The 23595-nt window shown below is 58.3% G+C and carries 24 protein-coding genes and 3 tRNA genes; 10 read left to right on the forward strand and 17 right to left on the reverse strand.

All coding sequences use genetic code 11. The features are described from left to right. Window positions 1-88 precede the first annotated feature (88 nt). Entirely contained in the window at window positions 89-1708 is a 1620-nt protein-coding gene (locus tag ACR0K4_RS02425) for a long-chain-fatty-acid--CoA ligase (RefSeq protein WP_480852667.1), read from the forward strand. A gap of 16 nt (window positions 1709-1724) precedes the next feature. Here ACR0K4_RS02425 and ACR0K4_RS02430 read toward each other — a convergent pair. From ACR0K4_RS02430 to ACR0K4_RS02445, 4 genes are all read right to left on the reverse strand, one after another. Continuing rightward, a tRNA-Asn gene (locus ACR0K4_RS02430) sits at window positions 1725-1799 on the reverse strand. A gap of 127 nt (window positions 1800-1926) precedes the next feature. After that, window positions 1927-2781, reverse strand: coding sequence for a glycosyltransferase family 32 protein (locus ACR0K4_RS02435; protein ID WP_480852668.1), 855 nt, complete (start codon window positions 2779-2781; stop codon window positions 1927-1929). A 243-nt stretch (window positions 2782-3024) separates the two neighbouring features. Then, window positions 3025-3099, reverse strand: a tRNA-Asn gene (locus ACR0K4_RS02440). A gap of 73 nt (window positions 3100-3172) precedes the next feature. Next, window positions 3173-4087, reverse strand: coding sequence for an MBL fold metallo-hydrolase (locus tag ACR0K4_RS02445; protein ID WP_480852669.1), 915 nt, complete (start codon window positions 4085-4087; stop codon window positions 3173-3175). Between the two features lie 44 nt (window positions 4088-4131). Here ACR0K4_RS02445 and ACR0K4_RS02450 point away from each other — a divergent pair, with 44 nt between their 5' ends. Together ACR0K4_RS02450 and ACR0K4_RS02455 are read left to right on the forward strand one after the other, a co-directional pair. Continuing rightward, entirely contained in the window at window positions 4132-5451 is a 1320-nt protein-coding gene (locus ACR0K4_RS02450) for an ATP-binding protein (RefSeq protein ID WP_480852670.1), read from the forward strand. A gap of 155 nt (window positions 5452-5606) precedes the next feature. Continuing rightward, window positions 5607-6203, forward strand: coding sequence for an N-acetylmuramoyl-L-alanine amidase (locus ACR0K4_RS02455; RefSeq protein ID WP_480852671.1), 597 nt, complete (start codon window positions 5607-5609; stop codon window positions 6201-6203). A 143-nt stretch (window positions 6204-6346) separates the two neighbouring features. Here ACR0K4_RS02455 and ACR0K4_RS02460 read toward each other — a convergent pair whose 3' ends face one another. Continuing rightward, a complete protein-coding gene (locus ACR0K4_RS02460; RefSeq protein ID WP_480852714.1) occupies window positions 6347-6460 on the reverse strand; it encodes a VPLPA-CTERM sorting domain-containing protein in 114 nt (37 codons plus the stop codon). Between ACR0K4_RS02460 and ACR0K4_RS02465 the strand changes: the two genes are divergently transcribed. Continuing rightward, entirely contained in the window at window positions 6441-6719 is a 279-nt protein-coding gene (locus tag ACR0K4_RS02465; protein ID WP_480852716.1) for a hypothetical protein, read from the forward strand. The two genes, ACR0K4_RS02460 and ACR0K4_RS02465, sit on opposite strands and share 20 nt — an antisense overlap. Here the strand turns inward: ACR0K4_RS02465 and ACR0K4_RS02470 are convergent. Beyond that, a tRNA-Ile gene (locus tag ACR0K4_RS02470) sits at window positions 6720-6796 on the reverse strand. It lies immediately after the preceding gene. A gap of 107 nt (window positions 6797-6903) precedes the next feature. Here ACR0K4_RS02470 and purM point away from each other — a divergent pair. The 3 genes from purM to rnd all read left to right on the forward strand — a co-directional run bounded on the left by purM (window position 6904) and on the right by rnd (window position 9817). Further along, complete coding sequence (gene purM, locus ACR0K4_RS02475; protein WP_480852672.1) at window positions 6904-7950, forward strand: phosphoribosylformylglycinamidine cyclo-ligase; 1047 nt, start codon at window positions 6904-6906, stop codon at window positions 7948-7950. After that, window positions 7947-8543 (forward strand): phosphoribosylglycinamide formyltransferase, encoded by a 597-nt coding sequence (purN, locus tag ACR0K4_RS02480; RefSeq protein ID WP_480852673.1) that lies wholly within the window; start codon window positions 7947-7949, stop codon window positions 8541-8543. Before purM ends, purN begins: the two co-directional genes overlap by 4 nt. A 116-nt stretch (window positions 8544-8659) precedes the next feature. Beyond that, window positions 8660-9817: a ribonuclease D gene (gene rnd, locus ACR0K4_RS02485; RefSeq protein WP_480515044.1), complete on the forward strand. Its 1158-nt coding sequence runs from the start codon at window positions 8660-8662 to the stop codon at window positions 9815-9817. Between the two features lie 6 nt (window positions 9818-9823). Here the strand turns inward: rnd and ACR0K4_RS02490 are convergent, their stop codons facing one another. Beyond that, on the reverse strand, window positions 9824-10273 hold the full coding sequence (locus ACR0K4_RS02490) for a hypothetical protein (RefSeq protein ID WP_480515043.1): 450 nt from the start codon (window positions 10271-10273) through the stop codon (window positions 9824-9826). Window positions 10274-10490: 217 nt separating this feature from the next. On the opposite strand from ACR0K4_RS02490, the gene ACR0K4_RS02495 reads away from it, so the two are divergent. Beyond that, window positions 10491-10901: a SufE family protein gene (locus tag ACR0K4_RS02495; RefSeq protein WP_480515041.1), complete on the forward strand. Its 411-nt coding sequence runs from the start codon at window positions 10491-10493 to the stop codon at window positions 10899-10901. A 3-nt stretch (window positions 10902-10904) separates the two neighbouring features. Here ACR0K4_RS02495 and ACR0K4_RS02500 read toward each other — a convergent pair whose 3' ends face one another. After that, a complete protein-coding gene (locus tag ACR0K4_RS02500; RefSeq protein WP_480852674.1) occupies window positions 10905-11582 on the reverse strand; it encodes a DUF1638 domain-containing protein in 678 nt (225 codons plus the stop codon). Between the two features lie 100 nt (window positions 11583-11682). Beyond that, on the reverse strand, window positions 11683-12381 hold the full coding sequence (locus ACR0K4_RS02505) for a corrinoid protein (protein WP_480529751.1): 699 nt from the start codon (window positions 12379-12381) through the stop codon (window positions 11683-11685). A 276-nt stretch (window positions 12382-12657) separates the two neighbouring features. Here ACR0K4_RS02505 and ACR0K4_RS02510 point away from each other — a divergent pair, with 276 nt between their 5' ends. Beyond that, window positions 12658-13743 carry a PA0069 family radical SAM protein gene (locus ACR0K4_RS02510; RefSeq protein WP_480852675.1) on the forward strand — a complete coding sequence of 362 codons (1086 nt, stop codon included), beginning with the start codon at window positions 12658-12660 and terminating at the stop codon, window positions 13741-13743. A gap of 50 nt (window positions 13744-13793) precedes the next feature. Here ACR0K4_RS02510 and gltA read toward each other — a convergent pair whose 3' ends face one another. Both gltA and gltX read right to left on the reverse strand, forming a co-directional pair. Then, the gene (gene gltA, locus ACR0K4_RS02515) at window positions 13794-15089 is read right to left on the reverse strand and encodes a citrate synthase (RefSeq protein WP_480515033.1); all 1296 of its coding nucleotides are present in this window, start codon (window positions 15087-15089) and stop codon (window positions 13794-13796) included. 119 nt (window positions 15090-15208) lie between these two features. Further along, window positions 15209-16609: a glutamate--tRNA ligase gene (gltX, locus tag ACR0K4_RS02520; RefSeq protein WP_480852676.1), complete on the reverse strand. Its 1401-nt coding sequence runs from the start codon at window positions 16607-16609 to the stop codon at window positions 15209-15211. Window positions 16610-16687: 78 nt separating this feature from the next. Between gltX and ACR0K4_RS02525 the strand changes: the two genes are divergently transcribed. Continuing rightward, window positions 16688-18730 carry a ComEC/Rec2 family competence protein gene (locus ACR0K4_RS02525; protein ID WP_480852677.1) on the forward strand — a complete coding sequence of 681 codons (2043 nt, stop codon included), beginning with the start codon at window positions 16688-16690 and terminating at the stop codon, window positions 18728-18730. On the opposite strand, the gene lexA is transcribed toward ACR0K4_RS02525, so the two are convergent. The 6 genes from lexA to ACR0K4_RS02555 all read right to left on the reverse strand — a co-directional run bounded on the left by lexA (window position 18724) and on the right by ACR0K4_RS02555 (window position 23549). Then, window positions 18724-19422 carry a transcriptional repressor LexA gene (gene lexA / locus ACR0K4_RS02530; RefSeq protein WP_480852678.1) on the reverse strand — a complete coding sequence of 233 codons (699 nt, stop codon included), beginning with the start codon at window positions 19420-19422 and terminating at the stop codon, window positions 18724-18726. The two genes, ACR0K4_RS02525 and lexA, sit on opposite strands and share 7 nt — an antisense overlap. 78 nt (window positions 19423-19500) lie before the next feature. Next, complete coding sequence (locus tag ACR0K4_RS02535; RefSeq protein ID WP_480852679.1) at window positions 19501-20673, reverse strand: molybdopterin molybdotransferase MoeA; 1173 nt, start codon at window positions 20671-20673, stop codon at window positions 19501-19503. Further along, window positions 20670-21143: a cyclic pyranopterin monophosphate synthase MoaC gene (moaC, locus tag ACR0K4_RS02540; RefSeq protein WP_480515025.1), complete on the reverse strand. Its 474-nt coding sequence runs from the start codon at window positions 21141-21143 to the stop codon at window positions 20670-20672. The genes ACR0K4_RS02535 and moaC overlap by 4 nt, the downstream gene beginning before the upstream one ends. After that, window positions 21143-21955 carry an indole-3-glycerol phosphate synthase TrpC gene (trpC, locus tag ACR0K4_RS02545; protein ID WP_480852680.1) on the reverse strand — a complete coding sequence of 271 codons (813 nt, stop codon included), beginning with the start codon at window positions 21953-21955 and terminating at the stop codon, window positions 21143-21145. Before trpC ends, moaC begins: the two co-directional genes overlap by 1 nt. Next, window positions 21952-22971 (reverse strand): anthranilate phosphoribosyltransferase, encoded by a 1020-nt coding sequence (gene trpD / locus ACR0K4_RS02550; RefSeq protein ID WP_480852681.1) that lies wholly within the window; start codon window positions 22969-22971, stop codon window positions 21952-21954. Before trpD ends, trpC begins: the two co-directional genes overlap by 4 nt. After that, complete coding sequence (locus tag ACR0K4_RS02555) at window positions 22968-23549, reverse strand: anthranilate synthase component II (RefSeq protein WP_480852682.1); 582 nt, start codon at window positions 23547-23549, stop codon at window positions 22968-22970. Before ACR0K4_RS02555 ends, trpD begins: the two co-directional genes overlap by 4 nt. Between the last annotated feature and the right edge of the window lie 46 nt (window positions 23550-23595).

Below are 23595 nucleotides of genomic sequence, written 5' to 3' on the forward strand. Positions count from 1 at the left end.
AAAGCGTCACGGCGGTCATTTGGCCGTGTGCTGACGACAATCACGCGCACCGCCGATCAGAAGTGGTGCCGACCAAGGGAGGATACCCATGCTGGGACAGATGATGACGCAGCCGCTGCTGATCTCGTCGCTGATCGAACACGCGGATCGGTTTCACGGCCAGACCGAGATTGTCTCGGTCGAAACCGACGGGACGGTTACCGAAACCAATTGGTCCGGGATCGCGCGCAACGCGCGCAAACTGGCCTCGGCCCTCACCAAATTGGGGTTGGAGCCGCAGGATCGAGTGGGAACGCTGGCCTGGAACAACCGGCGACATCTTGAGATTTATTATGCCACCTCGGGTGCGGGCTATGTCTGCCACACTGTAAATCCGCGCCTGTTTCCCGAACAGCTGACCTACATCATCAATCACGCCAAGGACCGGGTGCTGTTCTTTGACGCGACCTTCATCCCGCTGGTTGCAGCACTGCAGGAGTCACTGACCGAGGTTCAGCACTTCGTCCTCATGGGACCCGATAACGCGGACGCTGCGGCGCAGATTCCGGGCGTACAGTTTTTTGACACGCTGATCGAGACCGGGGACGCAGATTTCCAATGGCCCAGCTTCGACGAAAACATCGCTTCCAGCCTGTGCTACACCTCGGGTACGACCGGGCATCCGAAGGGCGTGCTGTATTCTCACCGCTCGACCTTGTTGCACAGCTTTGCGTCCAATACCCGCGACGTGATCGGGTATTCTGCGATGGATGTGGTGATGCCGGTGGTGCCGATGTTCCACGTGAACGCCTGGGGATCGCCTTATGCCTGTGCCATGTCGGGATCGCGCATGGTGCTGCCCGGGCCGGATTTGCATGGTGAGGCTTTGGTCAAGCTGATCGACACCTATGGCGTGACGCTGGCCATGGGGGTTCCGACCATCTGGCAAGGCCTGCTGGCGTTTGCTGAAAGTTCTGGCAGCAAACTGGACAGTCTGGATCGCACCGTGATCGGCGGAGCGGCTTGTCCGCCATCGATGATCGAAACCTTCCGTGAAACCTATGGCGTGGATACCGTGCACGCCTGGGGGATGAGCGAAATGAGCCCTCTGGGCACCGCAAACTATCCGCTGGCAAAGCACCTGGACCTGCCCTTGGCCGAACAGCACCGAGTGAGGGAAAGCCAGGGGCGTCCTCCCTTTGGTGTCGACCTGAAGATCGTCGATGATGACGGCAAGGCTCTGCCGCATGACGGAGAGACACAGGGCGACCTGATGGTAAGAGGGCCATGGGTTCTGGACAGCTATTTTCAGATGCAGGATCAGGACCTGCTGCAGGATGATTGGTTCGCCACAGGTGACGTCGCCACGGTGGACGCGGATGGCTATATGACGATCCGCGACCGGTCCAAGGACATCATCAAATCAGGCGGCGAGTGGATCAGTTCCGTCGAGCTGGAAAACATCGCCGTGGCGCATCCGCAACTGGCGACGGCCGCTGTGGTGGGTGTTCCACATCCGAAGTGGGATGAACGCCCGCTGCTGGTCGCTGTAAAAGCAGAAGGTCAGGACCCTTCCGAGCAGGAGCTGCTATCCTTCTTTGATGGAAAAATCGCCAAGTGGCAGGTGCCGGACAAGGTGGTGTTTGTCGATGCGTTGCCCTTGAATGCCACAGGCAAAGTTCTCAAGCGCACATTGCGCGCCGACTTCAAAGACACACTGATGGGGTGACCTTGGATGAGAAGATTGGCTCCGGCGGTAGGGATCGAACCTACGACCAATTGATTAACAGTCAACTGCTCTACCGCTGAGCTACGCCGGAACGGTTTGCGCCGTATAGCAACCGGATTTGTCGCCGTCCAGAGGGCACGGTGACATTTTTTAACTAATCGATTCAAGGCCGAGAGTGACCCAAATCAGTGATGTGTCTGGGCCCGGGATTTAGCGGTTTACGACGCTGAGTTATCCATTTCGGCGGCTTTTTGTTCTTCGCGTTCCTGCCTGGTAAAGACGGGGGCTGCATCGGTGTCGATATTGTGTTTGTTAAGAAGCGTTTCCAGATAACTGCCCGGTTCAGGCAGGCCACCGATCGTTGCAAGAAACTGCCGCACCCTGCGCCCATAAAAATGCACTGAAAAGGTGTCATCCGTTACAGCGCGCGCCACTTTACGCGCCATTTTCGTCCGCATTAAGTGGCGGCGGTTTTTGAAACTGATCGGGTAGAGCGCTTCAATCGGCAGCGCATATTTAGACTCACCCGTTTTTTCAAGGTAATGCGTGATCGCGTGAGGCCCCCAAACGCCCCAGGGCATCTCTCCGACATGGACGGGAGTTCCTTGGTCTTTAAGTGTTTTCAGTCGGACCTGATCTCGTTGCGGGTACCATTCCGGGATGCCATATTCGTCTCGGGACATTTCAAGCAATTGTCCCAATGCGTCGCTGTCAGAAGGAAGACCCAGCACACCTCCGTTGATGTGGAATTCGGATTCCCATCCAAAGAAATGACCGGTTTCCGAAGTAAATGGTCTGACGCAATAGGCGTCCAGATCGGCCCAGATCATTCGGTCATACTTCTGAAGCAGATGGTATCGAAATATGTCAGAAAACAGCGCCAAGCTGCCTGTGCGCTCATGCTTGATTAATTTGTCACTTTTCAGGACCTCATCGCCGTGGACGAGTTCAACGCCGTCGGGAACGTTCTGAACATCTTCGTAGTGAAAAAGCTTGACGTGATGACCAGCGTCCAGAAAAGACTGCGCGCAAAGGACTTCGACGTAGCTAAGCGGTCCTTCGACCCACAACATTCCGATTTCGTATTCCCGGCCCATAACCCAAGTGTTTCCTGCTCGTGGAGTGACGGCCGTTAGGCGCAATCAAATTGACTATTTTTTGATTATTATTTTCCATTTCTGATCGCAGCAAGCAATTGCGGGATCAGAAATCAAACTGTGGCAGTTCCGCCCTTGAGGCGAATCCAGCTACGGACCAGAAAGCCCGAGCCTGAAGTATGGCTTTTGCGATCGGTAAGGTTGATTTTTTGGTGGATTTGGCTCCGGCGGTAGGGATCGAACCTACGACCAATTGATTAACAGTCAACTGCTCTACCGCTGAGCTACGCCGGAACTGAGGGGCATATAACAATCCGGATTTTCGGCGTCCAGAGGGGAACCGCATTCCGCATGGATTTTTTCACGGTCAGTCAAGACGGTGAAACGTAACCGTATCCGACAGTTTGCCGAGGGCGGCTGTTTTGGATCGTCGGGTCAAATCAATCAGATGGGCAAAAACATTGCGCTCTGCCGCGGGCAAAAGCGCGTTTGGCGTGTCGGTGTAGATCATGCGGGCAAGGCGTTGTGCGGTGGCTGGTCCTTGCGCCAGTGCATCCAGAATCTGCGCTTCGCGGGTCAGCCGGTGCTGAATCAGCCAATCAAGCCGGGTGGCGGGATCTGCGACCGGGGCCCCGTGGCCGGGATGAAAGACGGACCACTGGCGTTTGCGCAACTTGCGGCAGGACATCATAAAATCGGTCAGATTTCCGTCTGGCGGAGACACCAGAGAACTCGCCCATCCCATGACATGGTCTGCGGTGAAACAGACATCGTCCCAGGCCAAGGCAATGTGGTTACCCAAATGGCCAGGTGTGTGGATGACCTCGAAGTCCCAGCCATCTGTGGTGATGCGCTGACCGTCCTTCAGCTCGATATCGGGTTTGAAATCCACATCTATACCTTCGCCGCCGCCCGACAGCCCGTCTTGCGCCAACTGATGCATGATATCACTGCGGCCGGCCTCGGGACCACCAAAGGCCAGTATCGGCGCGCCCGTACGTTGCGATAGAGGAGCCGCAAGAGGCGAATGATCCAGATGGCTGTGCGTGACAAAGATATGGCTGATGTTCTGGTCCGGGCCCAGAGCATTCAGGATCGCCTCGAGGTGCTCGTCGCTCATTGGGCCGGGATCGATGATGGCGATTTCTTTAGAGCCGACAAGATACGTGTTTGTGCCGCGATAGGTCATCGGCGAGGGGTTGGGCGCCACGATGCGCCGAATCCCTTCGGACAGGTCCACAATCACACCCGGGGTCGGGTTGAATTCGTCAGGTGGCCGCATTCTGTCCTCTTTCTCTTCGCTGGGCAGCCCGCTAGGTTTAGACCATGACGACCCAATGGCTCAAACCTTATATGCCACGCAGCTTGTATACCCGGGCGGCGCTGATCCTTGCGTTGCCGGTTATCGTGGTTTTGTTGGTCGTGTCGATCGCCTTTCTGCAAAAGCACCTGGAAGATGTAACCGGGCAAATGACCCGTGCCGCTGCGCGCGAGGTTGAGTTGATACTGGACGCGATCGATGGCACCGAAACGCATCAACAGGCCTTTGCCGCATTTCGTATGGATCTGTCTGCACTTGAGATGCAGGCGCGGTTCCTACCGTTTGGTGAAATGCCCGTTCCGGATCGCCGTCGCTGGTACGATTTCATTGCCCCGCGGGTTGAAACGGACATGCGGGCGCTTTTGCCGTCACTGCTGGAAATCTCGTTACCCAGTAGCCAGGTGGCCGAGTTGTATCTGGATACCGATCTGGGCGTTTTGGAATTGTCCTTCGACCGGCGGCGCTTGTCCCCGACCGCCCCGCACCAGTTGATCGTGACGATGGTGTTTTTTGCTGCGCTGATGACGACGATTTCGTTCTTGTATATGCGCAATCAGCTACGTCCGATCTCGCGCCTTGCGGATGCTGCGCAGGCTTTCGGGCGCGGGCGAACTGTGCCTTACACTCCGGGCGGCGCGACCGAGGTCCGCGCTGCGGGCAGTGCGTTTGTCGACATGCGGGCCCGGATCGAGCGGCAAATCGAACAGCGCACGCTGATGCTGTCGGGCGTCAGTCACGATTTGCGAACACCGCTGACGCGGCTGAAACTGGGGTTGTCTTTGTTGCCCGAAGACGACGCCGCACCGCTGTTGAAAGACGTTGATGAGATGCAATCCTTGTTGGACGCGTTTCTGGAGTTTTCACGGGGGGCCGCGGAAGGAGTTCCCGAAGAAATTGAGCCCGATGCCTGGTTGGGCCAAATCGTCAGCGACGCAAAAAGGGCAGGGCATAATGTGGAGTTGCGCACGGTCGAGGGCACCGGTTCGACCCTGCTGCGCCCGATGTCCATGCGCCGCGCGGTTGAAAATCTGATCGGGAATGCCGTGCGGTATGGCACCCGCGCAGAGGTCAGCCTGAACCTGTCGCCCAAATCCCTGCGTATCCGGGTCGAGGATGACGGGCCCGGCATTCCTCCGGACCAGCGCACCGAGGCCGTCAAGCCCTTTACCCGTCTCGACCCTGCGCGCAATCAGAACAAGGGCAGTGGGGTGGGCTTGGGGCTGGCCATCGTCGCAGATATTGCCCGGGTCCATGGCGGTGTGTTGAGGCTGGGCCAGAGTGAGCGCTTGGGTGGTTTATGCGCCGATATCGTTGTGGCGCGGTAACTTCATCAAGTTGGAAAACGTGCTTTGCAGACCGACAATTGATGTATTGCGCTGTCGATCACCCTGGCTGATTATCGTGCCGGAAACGGCCAATGTGCACGAAATCGTTAAAATGTGCTATGATACCCTCATTTATTTCGAAAGAGGGTATAATTATGGCGTTGAAACGAATTGTAATGCACTGGTCTGCCGGCTCACATCGGGCCAGCGCTTCGGACAGGAAGCATTATCATGAAATCGTTGAAGGTGACGGAAACAGAGTTGAGGGTGACAAGTTGCCCGAGGCGAATAATTCGACGTCCGACGGACATTATGCGGCGCATATCAAAGGCTTCAACACCGGCTCAATCGGTTTGGCAATGGCGGCCATGGCAGGTGCCCAGCACAGCCCGTTTTCTGCCGGTTCCCATCCGATCACGCCGGTTCAGCTAGAGGCTTTCACGCAGATGGTCGCGGAATATGCGGACACCTATGGCTTTGATGTGAATCGAAAAACGGTCTTTACCCATTGCGAGGCCCCGATCACACATGACAAACCGCAGGCTGGCAAATGGGATATCACCTGGTTGCCCGGCATGGTCAAACCCGGCGATCCCATCGCAATCGGAGATCGCCTGCGTGAGATGGTGCAAGCCAAACTGGATCAGCTGCGTGGTGAAGCCGCACCTGTCATGGCGTCCGCAGAAGAAGATGATTTCGCGATCAAACTGGCCGCCCATATCAGTGAGTTCATCAAGGAGTATCGGGCCTAGCGATCAGGCGAAATGAACAACTGACTTTACGGCGGTTATCAGTGAATAAACGCCGTACTTACGCGGTGTCAGCAACAGGCCCGGATTACTTGGTCGATCCACTTGACGCCAAGCCGGGTGTCGCTGCAACCGTTGCGGATGGCTCAACTGGGTTTGCGACGACGCGAAACCAAACCCAAGGCAGTCAGCCCTACAAGAAGCAGAGGTAAGGTGGCCGGTAGCGGGACAGGAGCGACCGTGACATCTGACCAAACCACATTTGTCGATCCCAAGTATGTACCATTTGGACCATTCAGAGAGAAAATTCTGGTTGTGAATGAATTCAACACAGGCACGGATATCGCCGTATACCGAGACCAAGTTGTTTCATCAGCCGCGCGTTGTGAAATCTGGACTTGGGGAATGCCACTTAAGGCCCTCGAAAAGAATGTCAGCCCATCAGGATTTACAACGGCGTCCACTGTCGCCAATCCTGTTGAGTTTCTGTCACTTACCGAAGCGGTCTGGGGGAAGTGATGGTAGGCCCGGAGGGACTCGAACCCCCAACCAAAGCGTTATGAGCGCTCTGCTCTAACCAATTGAGCTACAGGCCCGCCTGAGGGCTTTGCCTATCACGGTGAACGCTCGCGTCAAGCCTGACCGTTGCAAGAACCGGCACAATCGACTAACCCGCGCGGGACAGCATTACGAAGGGTTGGCCATGACAGCGGGCAAGAACGGAATCACCTATGCAGATGCAGGTGTTGATATTGATGCGGGCAATGCTCTGGTCGACCGGATCAAGCCTGCGGCCAAGCGGACCGACCGTTCCGGCGTGATGAGCGGATTGGGCGGATTTGGAGCCTTGTTTGATCTGAAGGCAGCCGGGTATCGGGACCCGGTTCTGGTGGGGGCAACTGACGGGGTCGGCACCAAGCTGCGGATTGCGATTGATACAGGTGTGGTCGATGGCGTGGGCATCGATCTGGTGGCCATGTGCGTCAATGACCTGATCTGTCAGGGGGCTGAACCGCTGTTCTTTCTGGATTATTTTGCCACCGGAAAACTGGATACCGACACCGCTGCGCGGATCATTGAAAGCATTGCCGAAGGCTGCGTTCAGTCCGGCTGCGCGCTGATCGGTGGTGAAACCGCTGAAATGCCGGGCATGTACCCGGATGGCGATTTCGATCTGGCCGGATTCTCGGTCGGCGCGATGGAGCGCGGCACGGCGTTGCCCGAGGGTGTGCAGCAAGGCGACGTTTTGCTGGGGCTGGCTTCGAACGGGGTGCATTCCAACGGCTATTCACTGGTGCGTAAACTGGTCGAAATGTCGGGGCTGGGCTGGGACGCCGATTCTCCATTTGGCGGAGGTACGCTCGGGGATGCGCTGCTGACGCCGACGCGGCTTTATGTACGGCCAGCACTGCAGGCGATCCGGGCTGGGGGCGTGCACGCGCTGGCTCATATCACAGGTGGCGGTCTGACCGAGAATTTGCCGCGCGTTCTACCTGAGGGTCTGGGCGCCCAAATCGACCTGAATGCCTGGGAATTGCCGCCCGTATTCCGATGGATGTCGGAGACTGGCGGGATTGCCGAAGCTGAGATGCTCAAGACTTTCAACTGCGGCATCGGGATGATCGTTGTCTGTGCCGAAGACCGCGCCGAGGCGTTGGCCGCTTTGCTGACCGGGTCCGGAGAGACCGTAGCGCGCCTTGGGACTGTGACTGACGAGCCTGGCGTGGCCTACGCAGGCAAGTTGCTGTGAGTCACAAGAGCGTTGCCATTCTGATCTCGGGTGGAGGCTCCAACATGGTGTCGCTGGTCGAGAGCATGACCGGCGACCATCCGGCGCGGCCCTGTCTCGTGTTGTCCAATGACCCGCGGGCTGGTGGGCTGAAAAAAGCGGCGGCACGCGGCATCCCGACGGCGGCCATCGATCATCGTCCGTTCAAAGGCGACCGGGCGGCGTTTGAGGCCGAATTGCTGAAACCACTGGAAGCTGCGCAACCTGATATCGTTTGCCTGGCGGGCTTCATGCGGGTCCTGACCGGAGATTTCGTTTCGCGATTTCAGGGGCGGATGCTGAATATCCACCCCTCACTGTTGCCGAAATACAAGGGTCTGAACACCCACACCCGCGCCATCGAGGCGGGGGATGCGCAGCACGGATGCTCGGTTCATGAGGTCACTGCTGCGCTGGATGACGGGCCAATTCTGGGGCAGGCGCGTTTGGATATTGAACCGGATGACACGCCCGAAGCTTTGGCAGCCCGCGTTCTGGTGTGGGAACATCGCCTGTATCCGGCGGTTTTGCGCAGGTTTGCCGAAGGTAAGCGGACACCGGTGCTTTTGCCCTGATGGGTGCGGGGTGATTTACAGCTGCCTGTTGTTCGGCCTATGATTTGCACTAAGGCTCGGGATAGTAAGAATTGACGGGCAGTCACCAAGAACGAAAAGCAAGAATACACCAACGCATGAAAACCCTCACGACGACGCAAGAGTTGGCCGATTTCTGCGCGGCTGCCACCCAGTATCCCTATGTCACAGTCGACACCGAGTTTCTGAGGGAACGGACCTATTACTCCAAGCTTTGCCTGATCCAGTTGGCGGTTCCGTCCGAAGGTAAGGACAGCGCTGTGCTGGTTGATCCTTTGGTCGATGGGATGTCGCTTGATCCGCTTTATGCGCTGTTCAGTGATGAAAGCGTGGTCAAAGTGTTCCACGCGGCGCGGCAGGATCTTGAGATTTTCTGGGTCGAAGCCGGGGTATTTCCGACACCGCTGTTTGACACCCAGGTCGCGGCAATGGTCTGCGGTTTCGGCGAGCAGGTCGGTTATGAAACGCTTGTGCGCAAGATCTGCAAGGAAGGGGTAGACAAGACATCCCGATTTACCGACTGGTCACGCCGCCCGCTGAGTGACGCGCAAAAGACATATGCGCTGGCGGATGTGACGCATCTGCGGAAAATCTATGAACATCTTGCTTCCGAGCTGGACAAAACCCGACGCAGCCATTGGGTGGCCGAGGAATTGCGTATTCTGACGCGACCCGAAACCTACGATATTCTCCCTCAGGACGCCTGGAAACGGGTCAAGACACGGACAAATTCGTCCAAGTTTCTGGCCGTTGTGCGCGAGCTTGCCCAATTCCGAGAGTTGTATGCCCAGGAAAACAACGTTCCACGCAATCGCGTGTTCAAGGATGATGCGTTGATCGAGATGGCGTCGATCAAGCCCAAATCTCCGTCGGATCTTGGCGGATCGCGTTTGCTGCTGCGCGAGGCGCGAAAAGGCGCGATTGCGGATGGTATTCTGGCCGCGGTTAAACGCGGCGTGAATTGCCCACCCGACCAGATGCCAAAGGTGGACAACAGCCGCGACAAGCTGAAGGTCAATCCGGCCCTGGCCGATCTTCTGCGTGTTTTGTTGAAGTCCAAGACCGAAAGCGCAGGCGTTGCCGCCAAACTGATCGCATCCAGCGCCGAACTGGATCAAATCGCGGCGGGCGAGCGCGAGGTGCCCGCAATGTCGGGATGGCGCTTTGAGGTTTTTGGCGAAGATGCGCTGAAACTGTGTGATGGCAAAATCGCGCTGGCCGCCAAGGGGCAGTCGGTAAACGTCGTCAACCTTTGACCTGCTTTAACGGCGACGGGACTCCAGCGCGTTTTGCGCGCCGGTGACTCGCACCAATCGCACACCCGCCAGCTGTTGGCGGCTGAGATTCACCGCATCTGACACCATTCGGCTACGGGCGTTGCCCTGAGCCGTGGCGTAGCTGGGATACTCAACGCGGAACGAATACTCGATCACGCCATTTTGGGTGTTTTCCTCAGATTCGACGCGCTGCAGTCTTGCGTTGAACGCCCCCTGACGGCTTGCGGTGCCAGTGACATAGACGATCGCACCATTTGGGGTTGGATCAATCCGCAGTTCGTCAATCATGGCAATCGGAACGCTGGTGTCTTCTTCTTCCCCGCGCGAGAACAGGCCAACCCCTTCGCTTTGCTGTGGGACAAGGGCGTTGGCGTCATCAGGCGAGACATCGACCGGGGCCGGTGTGCTGCTGCCAAACCAGTTGGACGGATTCACGCGCGATTCGCTCCACCTGCTGCAGGCCGAAAGCGTCATAGTCGCGATCAAAAGAACAGAGAGTGATTTGTGCATGGACCCAACATTTTACGCAATGGTACCTGAAAGGGGTTAACGCAAATTCAACCGGTTGAAAAGCCACGCATAGGGGTGGACAGGCGCTTGCGCCGGGCATAGGTCACAATTGTGATCGCGCAGCTCGAAGGACCCATCTGCCATGGCAACGCCAGCCTTTGAAGAAATTGTAGAAGATTTCGAATTCCTTGAGGATTGGGAAGACCGCTATCGGCATGTCATCGAGCAGGGAAAGGCGATGTCGCCGCTGGACGATGCATTCAAGGTACCCGCGACCAAGGTTCATGGTTGCGCCAGTCAGGTTTGGCTTCATCCCACTATCGACCAGGGTAAGTTCCACTTCGATGGCGACAGCGATGCGATGATCGTGCGAGGGCTGATTGCTGTGTTGCGAGCGCTTTACAATGATCTGCCGGTTGCTGAGGTCTCGAAAGTGGACGCGGCGGGCGAACTTGGGCGTCTCGGGCTGAATGATCATCTTTCAGCGCAACGTTCAAACGGCTTGCGCGCCATGGTCGAGCGTATCCGTGAGGTTGCGCTGGCAAACGCGTAATCGTCAGGCTTTGGGGTTGTTGGACGTCCGCATTGCCCAATCGGACAAGGTCACTGCCAGATCGCCATAACCGGTCAGCCTGCGTTCAAACGCCAACCCCATCCGATCCGCGCAGTCCTGCGCCCGCCTGGTCAGCTCCGGGTCGTCGGTTTGCGCCTGATAGACCAGTTTGGTGTAATTGCCGAAATACATGTCGCGCAATTCCGGGTGGCGATCCAGCCCAAGCGGTTTCCAGACAAAAGCATCAAACTGGCGCGCCAAAAAATCGGTGAGGTAAAAGGCGGTGGTCTCATCCTCGGCCTGCGCGGCGAATGAGGTATTCCCCTCGAAGAATGAATAGCAATGCGGGCCCTTGATCATCTCGACCTCAAGACGATCACAGGCCTGTTGCAGCAAACCTCCGGTCCCGCAATCGGCATAGACCACAAAGACCTGATCGTAGTTGCCTTGATGCTTGGTCACCGCGTCTTCGACGGCCTGTGTGATCCGTTCGGGGTGTACATGCAGAATGGCTGGAAGGCAGGTCAGCGCAATATGATCCCAGCCATTGCGAGCCTTGAGATCCAGAATCTCGCGCGCCAACGCCCCGCAGGCAATCAGAAGAATGGATTCGGCAGCGCGTGGCGTGGCGTAGCCCTGGCGTGTCAGGCGTTCATCATCTGGCAGGGGGGCATCGGTCATCTGATCTCTCCTCCGGGCTGACTTCATATAGGTACGCGCACTTCTGACGAAAAAGGCCGCCCCTTTGCAGGACGGCCTGTCTCACAGCATGGTCTGTGGCTCAGCCGGCCAGCGAGTTGTGCTTGCGCGACATGAAGTCCTTGGCCATTTCCACGGCCACAGCGGCGTCGCGGCAGTAACCGTCGGCACCAATGGCTTTGCCGAATTCTTCATTCAGCGGCGCGCCACCAACCAGAACCACGTATTCTTCACGCAGGCCTTGTTCCACCATCGTGTCGATCACGACTTTCATGTAAGGCATGGTGGTGGTTAGCAGGGCGGACATGCCCAGAATGTCCGGCTTTTCGTTTTCCAGCGCTTCCAGATAGTTCTCGACAGGGTTGTTGATGCCGATATCGACAACTTCGAAACCTGCGCCTTCCATCATCATCGACACGAGGTTCTTGCCGATGTCGTGGATGTCGCCCTTGACGGTGCCGATCACCATTTTGCCGACGCGTGGCGCGCCGGTTTCGGCCAGCAAGGGCTTCAGGATCGCCATGCCGCCTTTCATCGCGTTGGCGGCCAGCAGCACTTCGGGAACGAACAGGATGCCGTCGCGGAAGTCATGGCCCACGATGGTCATGCCACCGACGAGGGCCTTGGTCAGAATGTCGTAAGGCATCCACCCGCGTTCCAGCAGGATGTTCACACCTTCCTCGATTTCCTCTTTCAGGCCGTCATAAAGGTCATCGAACATCTGTTCGACAAGTTCGTCGTCATTCAGTTCGGACAGGACGATGTCTTCTTCGTCGGACATGGGGCGTTTCCCTGAGCTGTGCGGGCACGCGGCCCGTGGTGGCATTTTTTCCGTTTTGGCTATTTCGTCGCAGGTCTACTGTGACGATTGCGACCTAGGTCGATCCGAGACCGACCTATAGGCGGAAATGTGAGCCCTCGCGATATCAAAATTTGCAAGAACATCGTGCGTTTGTCTCATTTTAACTGAGTTGCTGCCATGGTCGCCGCTTTGCTTTCCGGGTCTGAAGCGCGGGCCAAGCTTGCTTGGCGGCGTTGGCTGGATTAGTGTCGAGCAATGGAACAAAAAGCGAACAAATATACGGACAACCGGAGTCGCGCACGTGGTTCGGCATCGAACGCGGCGGGCCGGTTCGAGCGGTTCGTGACGGTGGCCGACGCGGATGGCTGGGACATTCCCGAAGACTTATCTCTGCTCAGAACAGAAGTACGGGAGGAGGTCGCGCGCAGCGTGATCTCATATAACACGTCGCCTGATCTGCCGTTTGACCGCTCGATCAATCCGTACCGCGGGTGCGAGCACGGGTGCGTCTATTGTTTTGCGCGCCCCTCACATGCCTATCTGGGGTTGTCGCCGGGGCTGGATTTCGAAACCCGCCTGATCGCACGGCCGAATGCGGCTGCGGTCTTGCGGCAAGAATTGTCCAGGGCCAGCTACAAGGTGGCGACGCTGGCCCTGGGGACCAACACCGATCCTTATCAGCCGGTCGAGAAAACACGTTGTATAACAAGGGAATGCCTTAAAGTTCTTAGCGCTTTTTCCCATCCGATTGGTATCGTCACCAAGGGTGCGCTGGTCGAGCGTGACATCGATATTCTGGCGCCGATGGCGCAGAAAGGACTGGTGCGGGTCGGGATTTCACTCACAACGCTGGACGCTGGTCTGTCGCGTCGGATGGAGCCTCGGGCGCCCTCGCCCAGACGGCGGTTGCAGACCATCCAAACCTTGTCACAGGCAGGCATTCCGGTGCGCGTCATGACATCTCCGGTTATTCCGGGTCTGACCGATCATGAACTTGAAAGTTTGCTGGAGGCAGGCAAAGAGGCGGGGGCAGACGCGGCCAGCTGGATCATGCTGCGGCTGCCACGCGAAGTGTCCGAGCTTTGGCAGGATTGGCTGGCACGGAACGAGCCAAATCGCGCGGAAAAGATCATGAGCCATTTGCGCGACATGCATGGCGGCCGCGATTATGACCCGCGTTGGGGGCATCGAATGCGAGGTGAGGGCGTCTATGCCGACCTGATCGCGCGACGCTTCAGAGCAGCGGTCAAACGGCTTGATCTGGCCGTGAAGTCTCCGCCTCTGCGGTGTGACCTGTTCAGTCGGCCAGCGCAGGCGGGTGATCAACTCAGCCTGTTTTGAAAAGGAAACCCCCGCCATGGGGCAGGGGTTCATTGGCAAGCCGAAGTGGCTTAGCGGTTTTCGATGTCCACGTAATCGCGGTTGGTCTCGCCCAGATACAGCTGGCGCGGACGGCCGATCTTGTTCTGTGGATCGGCAATCATCTCTTTCCACTGACTGACCCAGCCAACCGTGCGCGACAACGCGAAGATCGGTGTGAACATGGATGTCGGAAAGCCCATCGCTTCGAGGATGATGCCTGAATAGAAGTCCACATTCGGGAACAGCTTTTTCTCGGCAAAATACGGATCTTCCAACGCTTGCTTTTCCAACGCCTTGGCGACCTGCAGCTTTGGATTGTCTTCAATCCCGAGAAGATCCAGAACCTCGTCAGCCGACTGTTTCATGACCTTCGCGCGTGGGTCAAAGTTCTTGTAGACGCGGTGACCAAAGCCCATCAGACGGAACGGATCGTTCTTGTCCTTGGCGCGAGCGATATATTCGGGGATGCGATCGACCGAGCCGATCTCTTCCAGCATTTCCAGACAGGCCTGATTGGCGCCGCCATGCGCCGGTCCCCACAAACAGGCGATCCCGGCCGCGATACAGGCGAACGGGTTTGCGCCCGAGGACGACGCCAGACGCACCGTCGAGGTCGAGGCGTTCTGTTCGTGATCAGCATGCAGGGTCAGGATGCGGTCCATCGCGCGGCTGAGGATCGGATTGACCTCATATTCCTCGGCCGGAACGCTGAAACACATGCGCAGGAAGTTGGAGGCATAATCCAGATCGTTTCGCGGATACACGAATGGCTGACCGGTGTGATACTTGTAAGCCCAGGCTGCAATGGTCGGCATCTTGGCGATCAGGCGATGCGAAGCGACCTCGCGCTGATGCGAATCGGTGATATCGGTCGAATCGTGATAGAAGGCCGACATGGCACCCACGACGCCGACCATGATGGCCATCGGATGCGCGTCCCGGCGGAAACCACGATAGAAATACTGCATCTGCTCATGCAGCATCGTGTGACGGGTGATCGTGGTTTCGAACTTTTCCAGCACGGATGCGGACGGCAATTCTCCGTACAGCAGCAGGTAGCACACTTCGAGGAAATGCGACTTCTCGGCCAGTTGATCAATTGGATATCCCCGATGCAGCAACTCGCCTTTTTCACCGTCGATGAAGGTGATTGTGCTGTCGCAGCTGGCAGTCGAGGTAAAGCCCGGATCATATGTAAACACACCAGCCTGGCCATAGAGCTTGCGGATGTCGATTACATCCGGGCCCAGAGTTGGTGAATGAATCGGCAACTCGTAGGTTTCGCCATGGACTGTCAGAGTGGCAGGTTTATTGCTGTCGGTCATAGTGTCCCTTCCTCATTCATGCGCAAACCGGTTCGCTGTCCGATGTTGCGACCAACGGACGCGCGGGCGCGCAGTCCGGGTGTTAGCTGAGCAGGGTTACCCAAATATGAAACTTTGGTTCAAACCGCTGCGTCAGAAAGCCGGGCCAGGGTTTCCTCCCGCCCCAGCACCAGCATCATGTCAAAAACCGAAGGTGTAACAGCCCGGCCTGCCAATGCGGCGCGCAAAGGCCCCGCCAGCTTGCCGAACTTGACGCCCTTGGATTCCGCAAAGGAATTCAGGGCATCCTCCAGTTCGTTCCGCGTCCAGCTAGCATTTTGCACATGCGGCGTCAATTCTTTCAGTATACCGTCGGATACAGAGGCCAGCGCCTTCGCGGCCTTCTCATCGGGCTCAATGGGGCGCGACGTCAGAACGAATTCCGCTTTTTCAAGGAGTTCAGGGAATGTGCGCGCCCGATCCTTGAGGCAATACATCGCACGCTCCAGATCACCGGATTGTGTGTCAGTCAGGGCTGACAAACCGGCTGCAGCCCGATATTCTTCGATTTCTTGCCGCAGTGCAGCATCATCTGAGATGGCAATGTGCTGCCCGCATAGATTTTCCAGTTTTTTCAGATCGAAGCGGGCGGGGCTTTTGCCGATTCCGTCCAGATCGAACCAGGAACGAGCCTGTTCATCTGTGAAAAACTCATCATCGCCATGGCTCCAACCCAGGCGGGCCAGATAATTGCGCATACCGGCGGCTGGATACCCCATCGCCTGATATTCCTGTGCGCCCAATGCGCCATGACGCTTCGACAGCTTCTTACCGTCCGGACCGTGAATCAGTGGGATATGGGCCCAAACCGGAACATCCCAGCCCATCGCCTCATAGATCATCATCTGACGCGCTGCATTGTTCAGATGGTCATCACCACGGATCACATGGGTCACGCCCATATCGTGGTCGTCCACCACCACAGCCAGCATATAGACCGGTGTCCCATCCGAGCGGAGCAACACCATATCATCCAATTGGTCGTTGCGGATACTCACATCGCCCTGCACCTGATCGCGGATGATGGTCGTTCCATCTTGCGGTGCTTTTATGCGAACGACGTAAGGAGCATCCGGGAGGGTCGCTGGATCCGCGTCGCGCCAGGGACTGCGGAACAAGGTGGACTTACTCTCTGCGCGGGCCTGTTCCCGGAAGGATGCGATTTCATCCTGCGTGGAAAAACACTTGTAGGCTTTGCCTTCGGCCAGCAGCTGATGGGCCACTTCGGCGTGGCGGGTGGCTCCTTCAAACTGGCTGACGACATCTCCATCGTGATCCAGGCCCAGCCACGCCATGCCCTTTAGAATGGCTGCCGTTGCTTCGGGGGTAGAGCGTTCGCGATCTGTGTCCTCGATCCGCAACAGGAACTTACCGCCGCGACCGCGTGCGAACAGCCAGTTGAACAATGCGGTGCGCGCGCCGCCGATATGCAGGAAACCGGTAGGAGAGGGGGCAAAACGAGTGACGACCTGATCGGACATTGTTGGGATTAACCTTTTGGTAACCGTGTCGGGCATAGAGTGGCGCCTGTCTAACGAGCCGGAAGGACGGGGGCAACCATGCGTGTTCTGGCAGGTGCTGCTGCAGGGCTGCTGAACCAGCGCGGGCACTTGTTCGCCTGGGCTCCGGTATTCCTGGCGGTCGGGATTGGTCTGTATTTCAGCCTGCGGTTTGAGCCGGAAACGGATCATTACCTTTGGGTTGGTGCCCTGATGGTCGTCGCGTTTGGTACGGCGTGGCGTCTGTCTTCCGCCTGGGCTCCGTTGGCGATGGGTGCAGTGTTGGTTTGTGGTGGGTTTCTGCTGGCTGGCGCGCGCGCTCATATGGTTGCAGAACCGGTCTTGCAATGGCGTTTTTACGGCCCGGTCGAGGGGAGGGTCGTGGCGCTGGACCGCTCTGCGTCGGATGCGCTGCGGGTTACATTGGATCAGGTTCGGATCGGGGACGTTCCTGCTGACCAGCGACCCCAGCGCATCCGGCTGTCGATTCACGGCGATGCCGTCCCCCTGCACCCCGGTCAAAGGGTCATGACAACGGCGCATCTGTCACCGCCGCAAGGTCCGGTCGAACCGGGTGGGTTCGACTTCCGACGCCACGCCTGGTTTCAGCATCTGGGCGCCGTGGGCTATACGCGAGTGCCGGTTGTCAGGCTTGCCCCGGCGCATGAGGGTCTGGCAGGCGTGCGCGTGAATGCCGTGCGTATGGCGATCTCTGAGCGGGTACGGATGCTGCTGCCCGGCGAGGTCGGAGGATTCGCAGCCGCGGTAACCACCGGCGACCGAAGTGGTATGGGGCAACAAACCTTCAAGGACCTGAGGGCGTCTAATCTGGCGCATTTGCTGGCGATCTCCGGGCTCCATATGGGGTTGTTAACGGGCTTTGTGTTTCTGACCTGCCGGATTGGTCTTTCGGCCATTCCCGCACTTGCATTGCGGATCTCGGTCAGAAAAATCGCCGCGATCTGCGCCTTGGCGGCCGCCACGATGTATTTGTTGATGTCCGGGGGTAATGTGGCGACCGAGCGGGCCTTTGTGATGGTTTGCGTCATGTTAGGGGCTGTCCTGATCGACCGTCGCGCCATCTCGTTACGGGCGGTTGCGGTTGCCGCGTTGATCGTCCTGGTGTTGAGGCCTGAAAGCCTGCTCAGCCCTGGGTTCCAAATGTCTTTTGCCGCGACCACGGCTTTGGTGGCGGTCTTTGGTGCCTTGTGCGATGTCCGCCCAATGCCGGGTCCGAAATGGTTGCACCCGGTCGCAGCGCTGGTCATGTCTTCGGCCATCGCCGGGCTGTCGACGGCTCCGATCGGGGCCGCGCATTTCAACACCATGTCGCATTACGGGTTGCTGGCCAACCTTCTATCGGTGCCGATCATGGGCACCATCGTGGTTCCGTCTGCTGTTGTCGCGGCCCTGCTGGCTCCGGTTGGTTTGGAGTGGATTGCACTCACGGTCATGGGGCTGGGTCTTAGATGGGTATTGTGGGTAGCTGATCACGTGTCGGGGCTGGATGGCTCGCTTGGCTATATTGCCAGCCCCCCGGGTTTCGTTCTGCCGGTTCTGGCCATCGGGGTCTTATGGCTTATCCTGTGGCAGGGACGGGCGCGGTGGCTGGGCCTTGCACCGGCCATCATTGCGCTGACCTTGTGGGGGCAGGGGCAACGTCCGGATATCCTGATTGCCGATAGTGGCGGATTGGTCGGTGTGATGACGGAAAAAGGCCGCGCCCTGAGCAAACCCAAGGGCAGTGGATTTGTCGCGACGGTCTGGCTGGAAAACGACGGGGACGGGGTGGCACAGCCTCTTGCCGCCGACCGTTGGCCCGCATCGGACAAATGGGTTCAGCGCCATTCAGTGGGCGACAAAGAGATTGTGCACCTGACGGGAAAGCGCGCAGCGCAGAGCTTTGACGAATGCAAAGGCGATCAGATTGTGGTGGCCCCGATCGCATTGACCTTGAACGGGGAATGCATGGTTCTTGATCTGAACAGGCTGCAAGGCACCGGCAGCCTTGCATTCGGCAATGGCAAATGGGTCACAAGCACAACCATTTCGGGTCAGCGTTTGTGGTCACCGGGCGGATCGGACGGCGGTTACGCTCAGTAGCTGCGTATCAACCCAACCAGACGACCCTGAACCTTGACCTTGTCTTCCGGCAGGACGCGGGTTTCATAGGCCGGGTTCGCGGCCTCCAGCGCGATGGCGTGGCCGCGTCGAAAGAACCGTTTCAGCGTGGCTTCCTGATCTTCGACCAGCGCTACGACGATGTCACCATTGTCAGCGGCCGAGGTTTCGCGGATCACCACAACATCGCCGTCGTTGATGCCTGCGTCGATCATCGAATCTCCGCGAACCTCAAGCGCATAGTGATCGCCTTTCCCGGACACCATGGTTCCCGGAACAGCGACGTGATGCGAGACATGGCTGATGGCTTCGATCGGAACACCAGCGGCGATCCGGCCCATCACGGGCAGTTCCATGGCGTCCACGGTAACCGGCTCGAAATTTGCGGGGCGCGGGCCATCCGGCTTGTCGCCTTCGATCACGCGCGGTTTGAAGCTTGCCGTCGGCTCCCCGCCCAGACTTTCGGGCAATTTCACAACCTCGATGGCGCGGGCCCTGTGGGCCAGACGCCGAATGAACCCGCGCTCTTCCAATGCGGTGATCAGACGATGGATGCCGGACTTGGATCGAAGATCCAATGCGGCCTTCATTTCGTCGAAACTGGGCGGAACACCGTCCGCCTGCACGCGTTTATGGATGAATTCCAGCAAATCCAACTGCTTCTTGGTCAGCATCGCTCACACCTCGTCGCTCATGCGTTTTCTTTTGTTCTACGCATGTTCACGTTTTGTGTCAACGGATTTGCCGTGCAACTAGATCGGCAGATACTGAACTTCGTCGCCCGCGGCCCGTTGGGGGTCATGCGGCGCGCGCACCAAAAGCGCATTGGCCTGCGCCAAAACGCTAAGCAATGAGCTGTCCTGATCGTCGCAAGCCCGAATACCGTTTTGGTCAAGGACAGCGCGCATGTAATGTTCGCGCGGACCGTTTTTGCCGATAGGTTCAGCCAGCCTGGCGCGATGGAACGGCGGCAGGACCTGTTCTACCCCCAGCATTTTACGCACCATGGGCAACAGGAACAGATAACCGCAGACCATCGCGCTGACCGGATTGCCGGGCAGGCCGACCATTGCCGCGCCCCCCAGACGCCCCGCCATCAGAGGCTTTCCGGGTCGCATCCGGATTTTGTAGAATGAACGTTCCATGCCCAACCCGTGCGAGACATCCGCGACGAGATCGTATTCTCCAACCGAGGCGCCGCCGATGGTCACCACAAGATCGGCTCCCTGCGCCAGCTCAAACGCCGTCTCAAGCGAGGCCACGGTATCGCGGGCAATCGGTAGGACACGGACATGTGCCCCCTCGTTTTCCAGCAACGCTTTCAGACCAAATGTGTTCGATGCGATGATCTGGTCGGGGCCGGGCGTTTCACCGGGCATGACCAGCTCATCTCCGGTTGAGATTAACGCCACCACTGGTTTGCGAGAGACGGGCACCAAGGCGATGTTCATCGCTGCCATCAACGCGACATCTTCGGGGCGCAAGGTGCGTGGTGCGGTGATGGTTGATCCGCTTTTAAAATCGACACCGGCGGGGCGAATATTGGTTTTTGAACCCGGATCGTCCGTGATCGTCAGCAGATCACCGCGACGCTCCGTGTCTTCCTGAATGACAACGAAATCAGTGCCTTGAGGAACAGGCGCACCAGTGAAAATGCGCACGGCCTGACCCGGCCCTACTGTCCCGTCATAGCGCCGCCCCGCGGCTGCTTCGCCGACCACCTTGAACATGGCATGCAGTTCGACCTCGGTGGATTTGACCGCATAGCCATCCATGGACGAGGCTGCAAAGGGCGGTTGATCCCGCGTCGCCGCAACGTCATGCGCCAACACGCGCCCGGCGGCGTCGGCAAGCGGCACCATTTCGTCGGGCAGAGGTGTTACCAGATCAAAAAGAAGGGCGCGGGCGTCTTCTACGGTGATCATTTTGCCTCGTAAAGTCCGGACTTGCCGCCATCTTTCAAAAGGACGCGAATTCCGCCGATTTCCATCGCCTTGTCCACAGCCTTGGTCATGTCATAAACGGTTAACGCAGCGGTCGAGACTGCTGTAAGAGCTTCCATCTCGACCCCGGTCTGTCCGGTCGTCTTGACTGTGGCTTCGATCTGCACACCGGGAAGGCTTGGGTCCAGCGTCAGTTCGACCGCCACACGTGTGACGGGCAGAGGATGGCAAAGCGGGATCAGATCGGGTGTTTTCTTGGCCCCCATGATCCCCGCCAGTCGGGCGACGCCCAGAACATCGCCTTTCTTGGCGCGTCCTTCTGAAATGATTTCAAAGGTTTCCCGGGCCATTTTGATGTGGCCTGCTGCCACGGCAACACGATCGGTTACCGCCTTGTCCGACACATCGACCATATGCGCCTGTCCCTGCGCATCGAAATGGGTCAGGGTCATCACATCACTCCTGGAATCAGGGGGTTGGCCAGCAAAGTGTGGGTGGCTGCGGCGACGTCATCCTGACGCATCAGGCTTTCACCGATCAGGAAACAGCGCGCGCCATAACGCGCGATATCGGCCAGATCTGCGGGCGTGCTCAGCCCGCTTTCACAGACGATGGTCCGGTCAGCGGGAACCAGCTTGGACAGTCGTCGGGTCGTATCCAGAGTGGTTTCGAAGGTCTTGAGATTGCGGTTGTTGATGCCGATGAGTGCGCTTTTTAGGGCGGTTGCACGCTCCAGCTCGACCTCGTCATGCACCTCGATCAGAACGTCCATGCCCCAATCGAACGCTGTCTGCTCCAACTCGGCGGCCTGCGCGTCACTGACCGATGCCATGATGATCAGGATACAATCAGCCCCCAGCGCGCGCGCTTCGACGACCTGATAAGGGTCATACATGAAGTCCTTTCGCAGTGCGGGCAACGAACAGGCGTCGCGCGCGTCGGTCAGAAAGCTTTTGGCGCCCTGAAAACTGGGCGTGTCGGTCAGGACAGACAGACAGGCCGCGCCGCCATCTTCATAGGCTTTCGCCAACATCGGAGGGTCAAAATCTTCACGGATCAGACCCTTTGAAGGGCTGGCCTTCTTGACCTCGGCAATCAAGCCATATCCACCGCGCGCCGCAGTTTGCAGAGCGTTGGCAAATCCGCGTGGCTCTGACGCGTTTCTTGCTTCGGCCTCAAGGGTTTCCAGCGGGGTTTCTGTCTTATCCGCCGCGACCTCTTCCAGTTTGTAGGCTTTGATTTTGTCCAGAACGGTCTCGGTCATGCGGCTTCCTGTGTTATGCGCGCCAAGGCGGTGATTTTGTCCCGTGCCCGGCCGCTGTCGATACTGTCGGCCGCCATGGCGACACCTTCTCGCAAATCGCCTGCAGCCTCGGCAACCACCAACGCGGCGGCGGCGTTCAGCAGAACGGCGTCACGATAAGCCGAAGGCGCGCCATCCAGTAGCGCGCGGAAAGCCACGGCGTTGTCCTCGGGGGTGCCCCCGAGAATGTCTTCAAAAGGATGAACGGGCAGCCCGGCGTCTTCGGGGTGCAGCTCAACCTCTTTCACGGTTCCATCCTCGACCGAGGCCACCCAGCTTACACCGGTGATGGTCAGTTCATCCGTGCCGTCCGACCCGTGGACCAGCCAGGCACGTTCAGCCCCAAGCAGGCCCAGCGTTTCTGCCATCGGGCGTATCAGATCGCGGCTGAACGCGCCGGTAAGCTGACGTTTGACGCCCGCAGGATTGGTCAGAGGGCCGAGGATGTTGAAGATCGTACGCGTGCCCAGCTCTTGCCGCGAGGGCATAACATGAGCGACCGCGGGATGGTGCATCGGCGCCATCATAAAACCGATACCGACCTCTTTCAGAGCCTTTTCAACGACCTGAGGCCCGACCATCACGTTGATCCCAAGCTGACCCAGCGCATCTGCCGCACCGGATTTCGAACTCAGGTTCCGGTTGCCGTGCTTGGCGACGATTACTCCGGCACCTGCCACGACAAAGGCGGTCGCGGTCGAGATGTTCAGCGTGCCTTTTCCGTCCCCACCGGTGCCGACGATATCCATCGCCCCTTCAGGTGCCGTCACCGCATTGCATTTTGACCGCATCACACCTGCCGCTGCGGCATATTCCTCGACCGTTTCACCGCGCGTGCGCAGGGCCATCAGCAGACCGCCGATCTGGCTGGGCGTCGCGGCACCATCAAACAGAATACCAAAGGCCTGTTCGGCCTCGGCGCGAGTCAGGGGCCGGTCGGCGGCGGCACCGATCAGCGGTTTCAATGCGTCGCTCATGCAGGGACTTTCATCTCATTCAGGAAATTCTTGAGCAGGGCATGACCATGCTTGGACGCGATGGATTCCGGGTGGAACTGAACACCGTGGATTGGCAGTTCTTTGTGCTGCAATCCCATGATCGTGCCGTCCTCAAGTTCGGCGGTGATCTCGAGGCAATCGGGCAGGGTGGCCCGGTCCACGACCAGCGAGTGATATCGCGTGGCCTCGAACGGCGACGGCAGGCCTGCAAACACGCCTTTGCCGGTATGATGCATCTGTCCCATCTTGCCGTGCACGATCTCATGACAGCGCACAACGTTGCCACCGAAGGCCTGGCCGATGGTTTGATGACCCAGGCAAACGCCCATCAGCGGTGTCTGTGTCTCGGCAGCGGCCTCGGTCAGCGCCAGGCAAATACCGGCCTGATCCGGGTCGCAGGGGCCGGGGCTGAGCAGAATGCCTGCGGGGTTCATCGCCATCGCCTCTTGCACGTTCAGCGCGTCGTTGCGGCGCACGACCATTTCGGCCCCCAACTCGCCCAGATAGTGAACCAGGTTGTAGGTAAACGAGTCATAGTTGTCGATCAGCAGCAGCATTGGGGCACTTGTCTTTGCTTGGGCATTTGGGGCTGGCGATGCAGAC

This window comes from Ruegeria sp. K11, assembly GCF_056531905.1.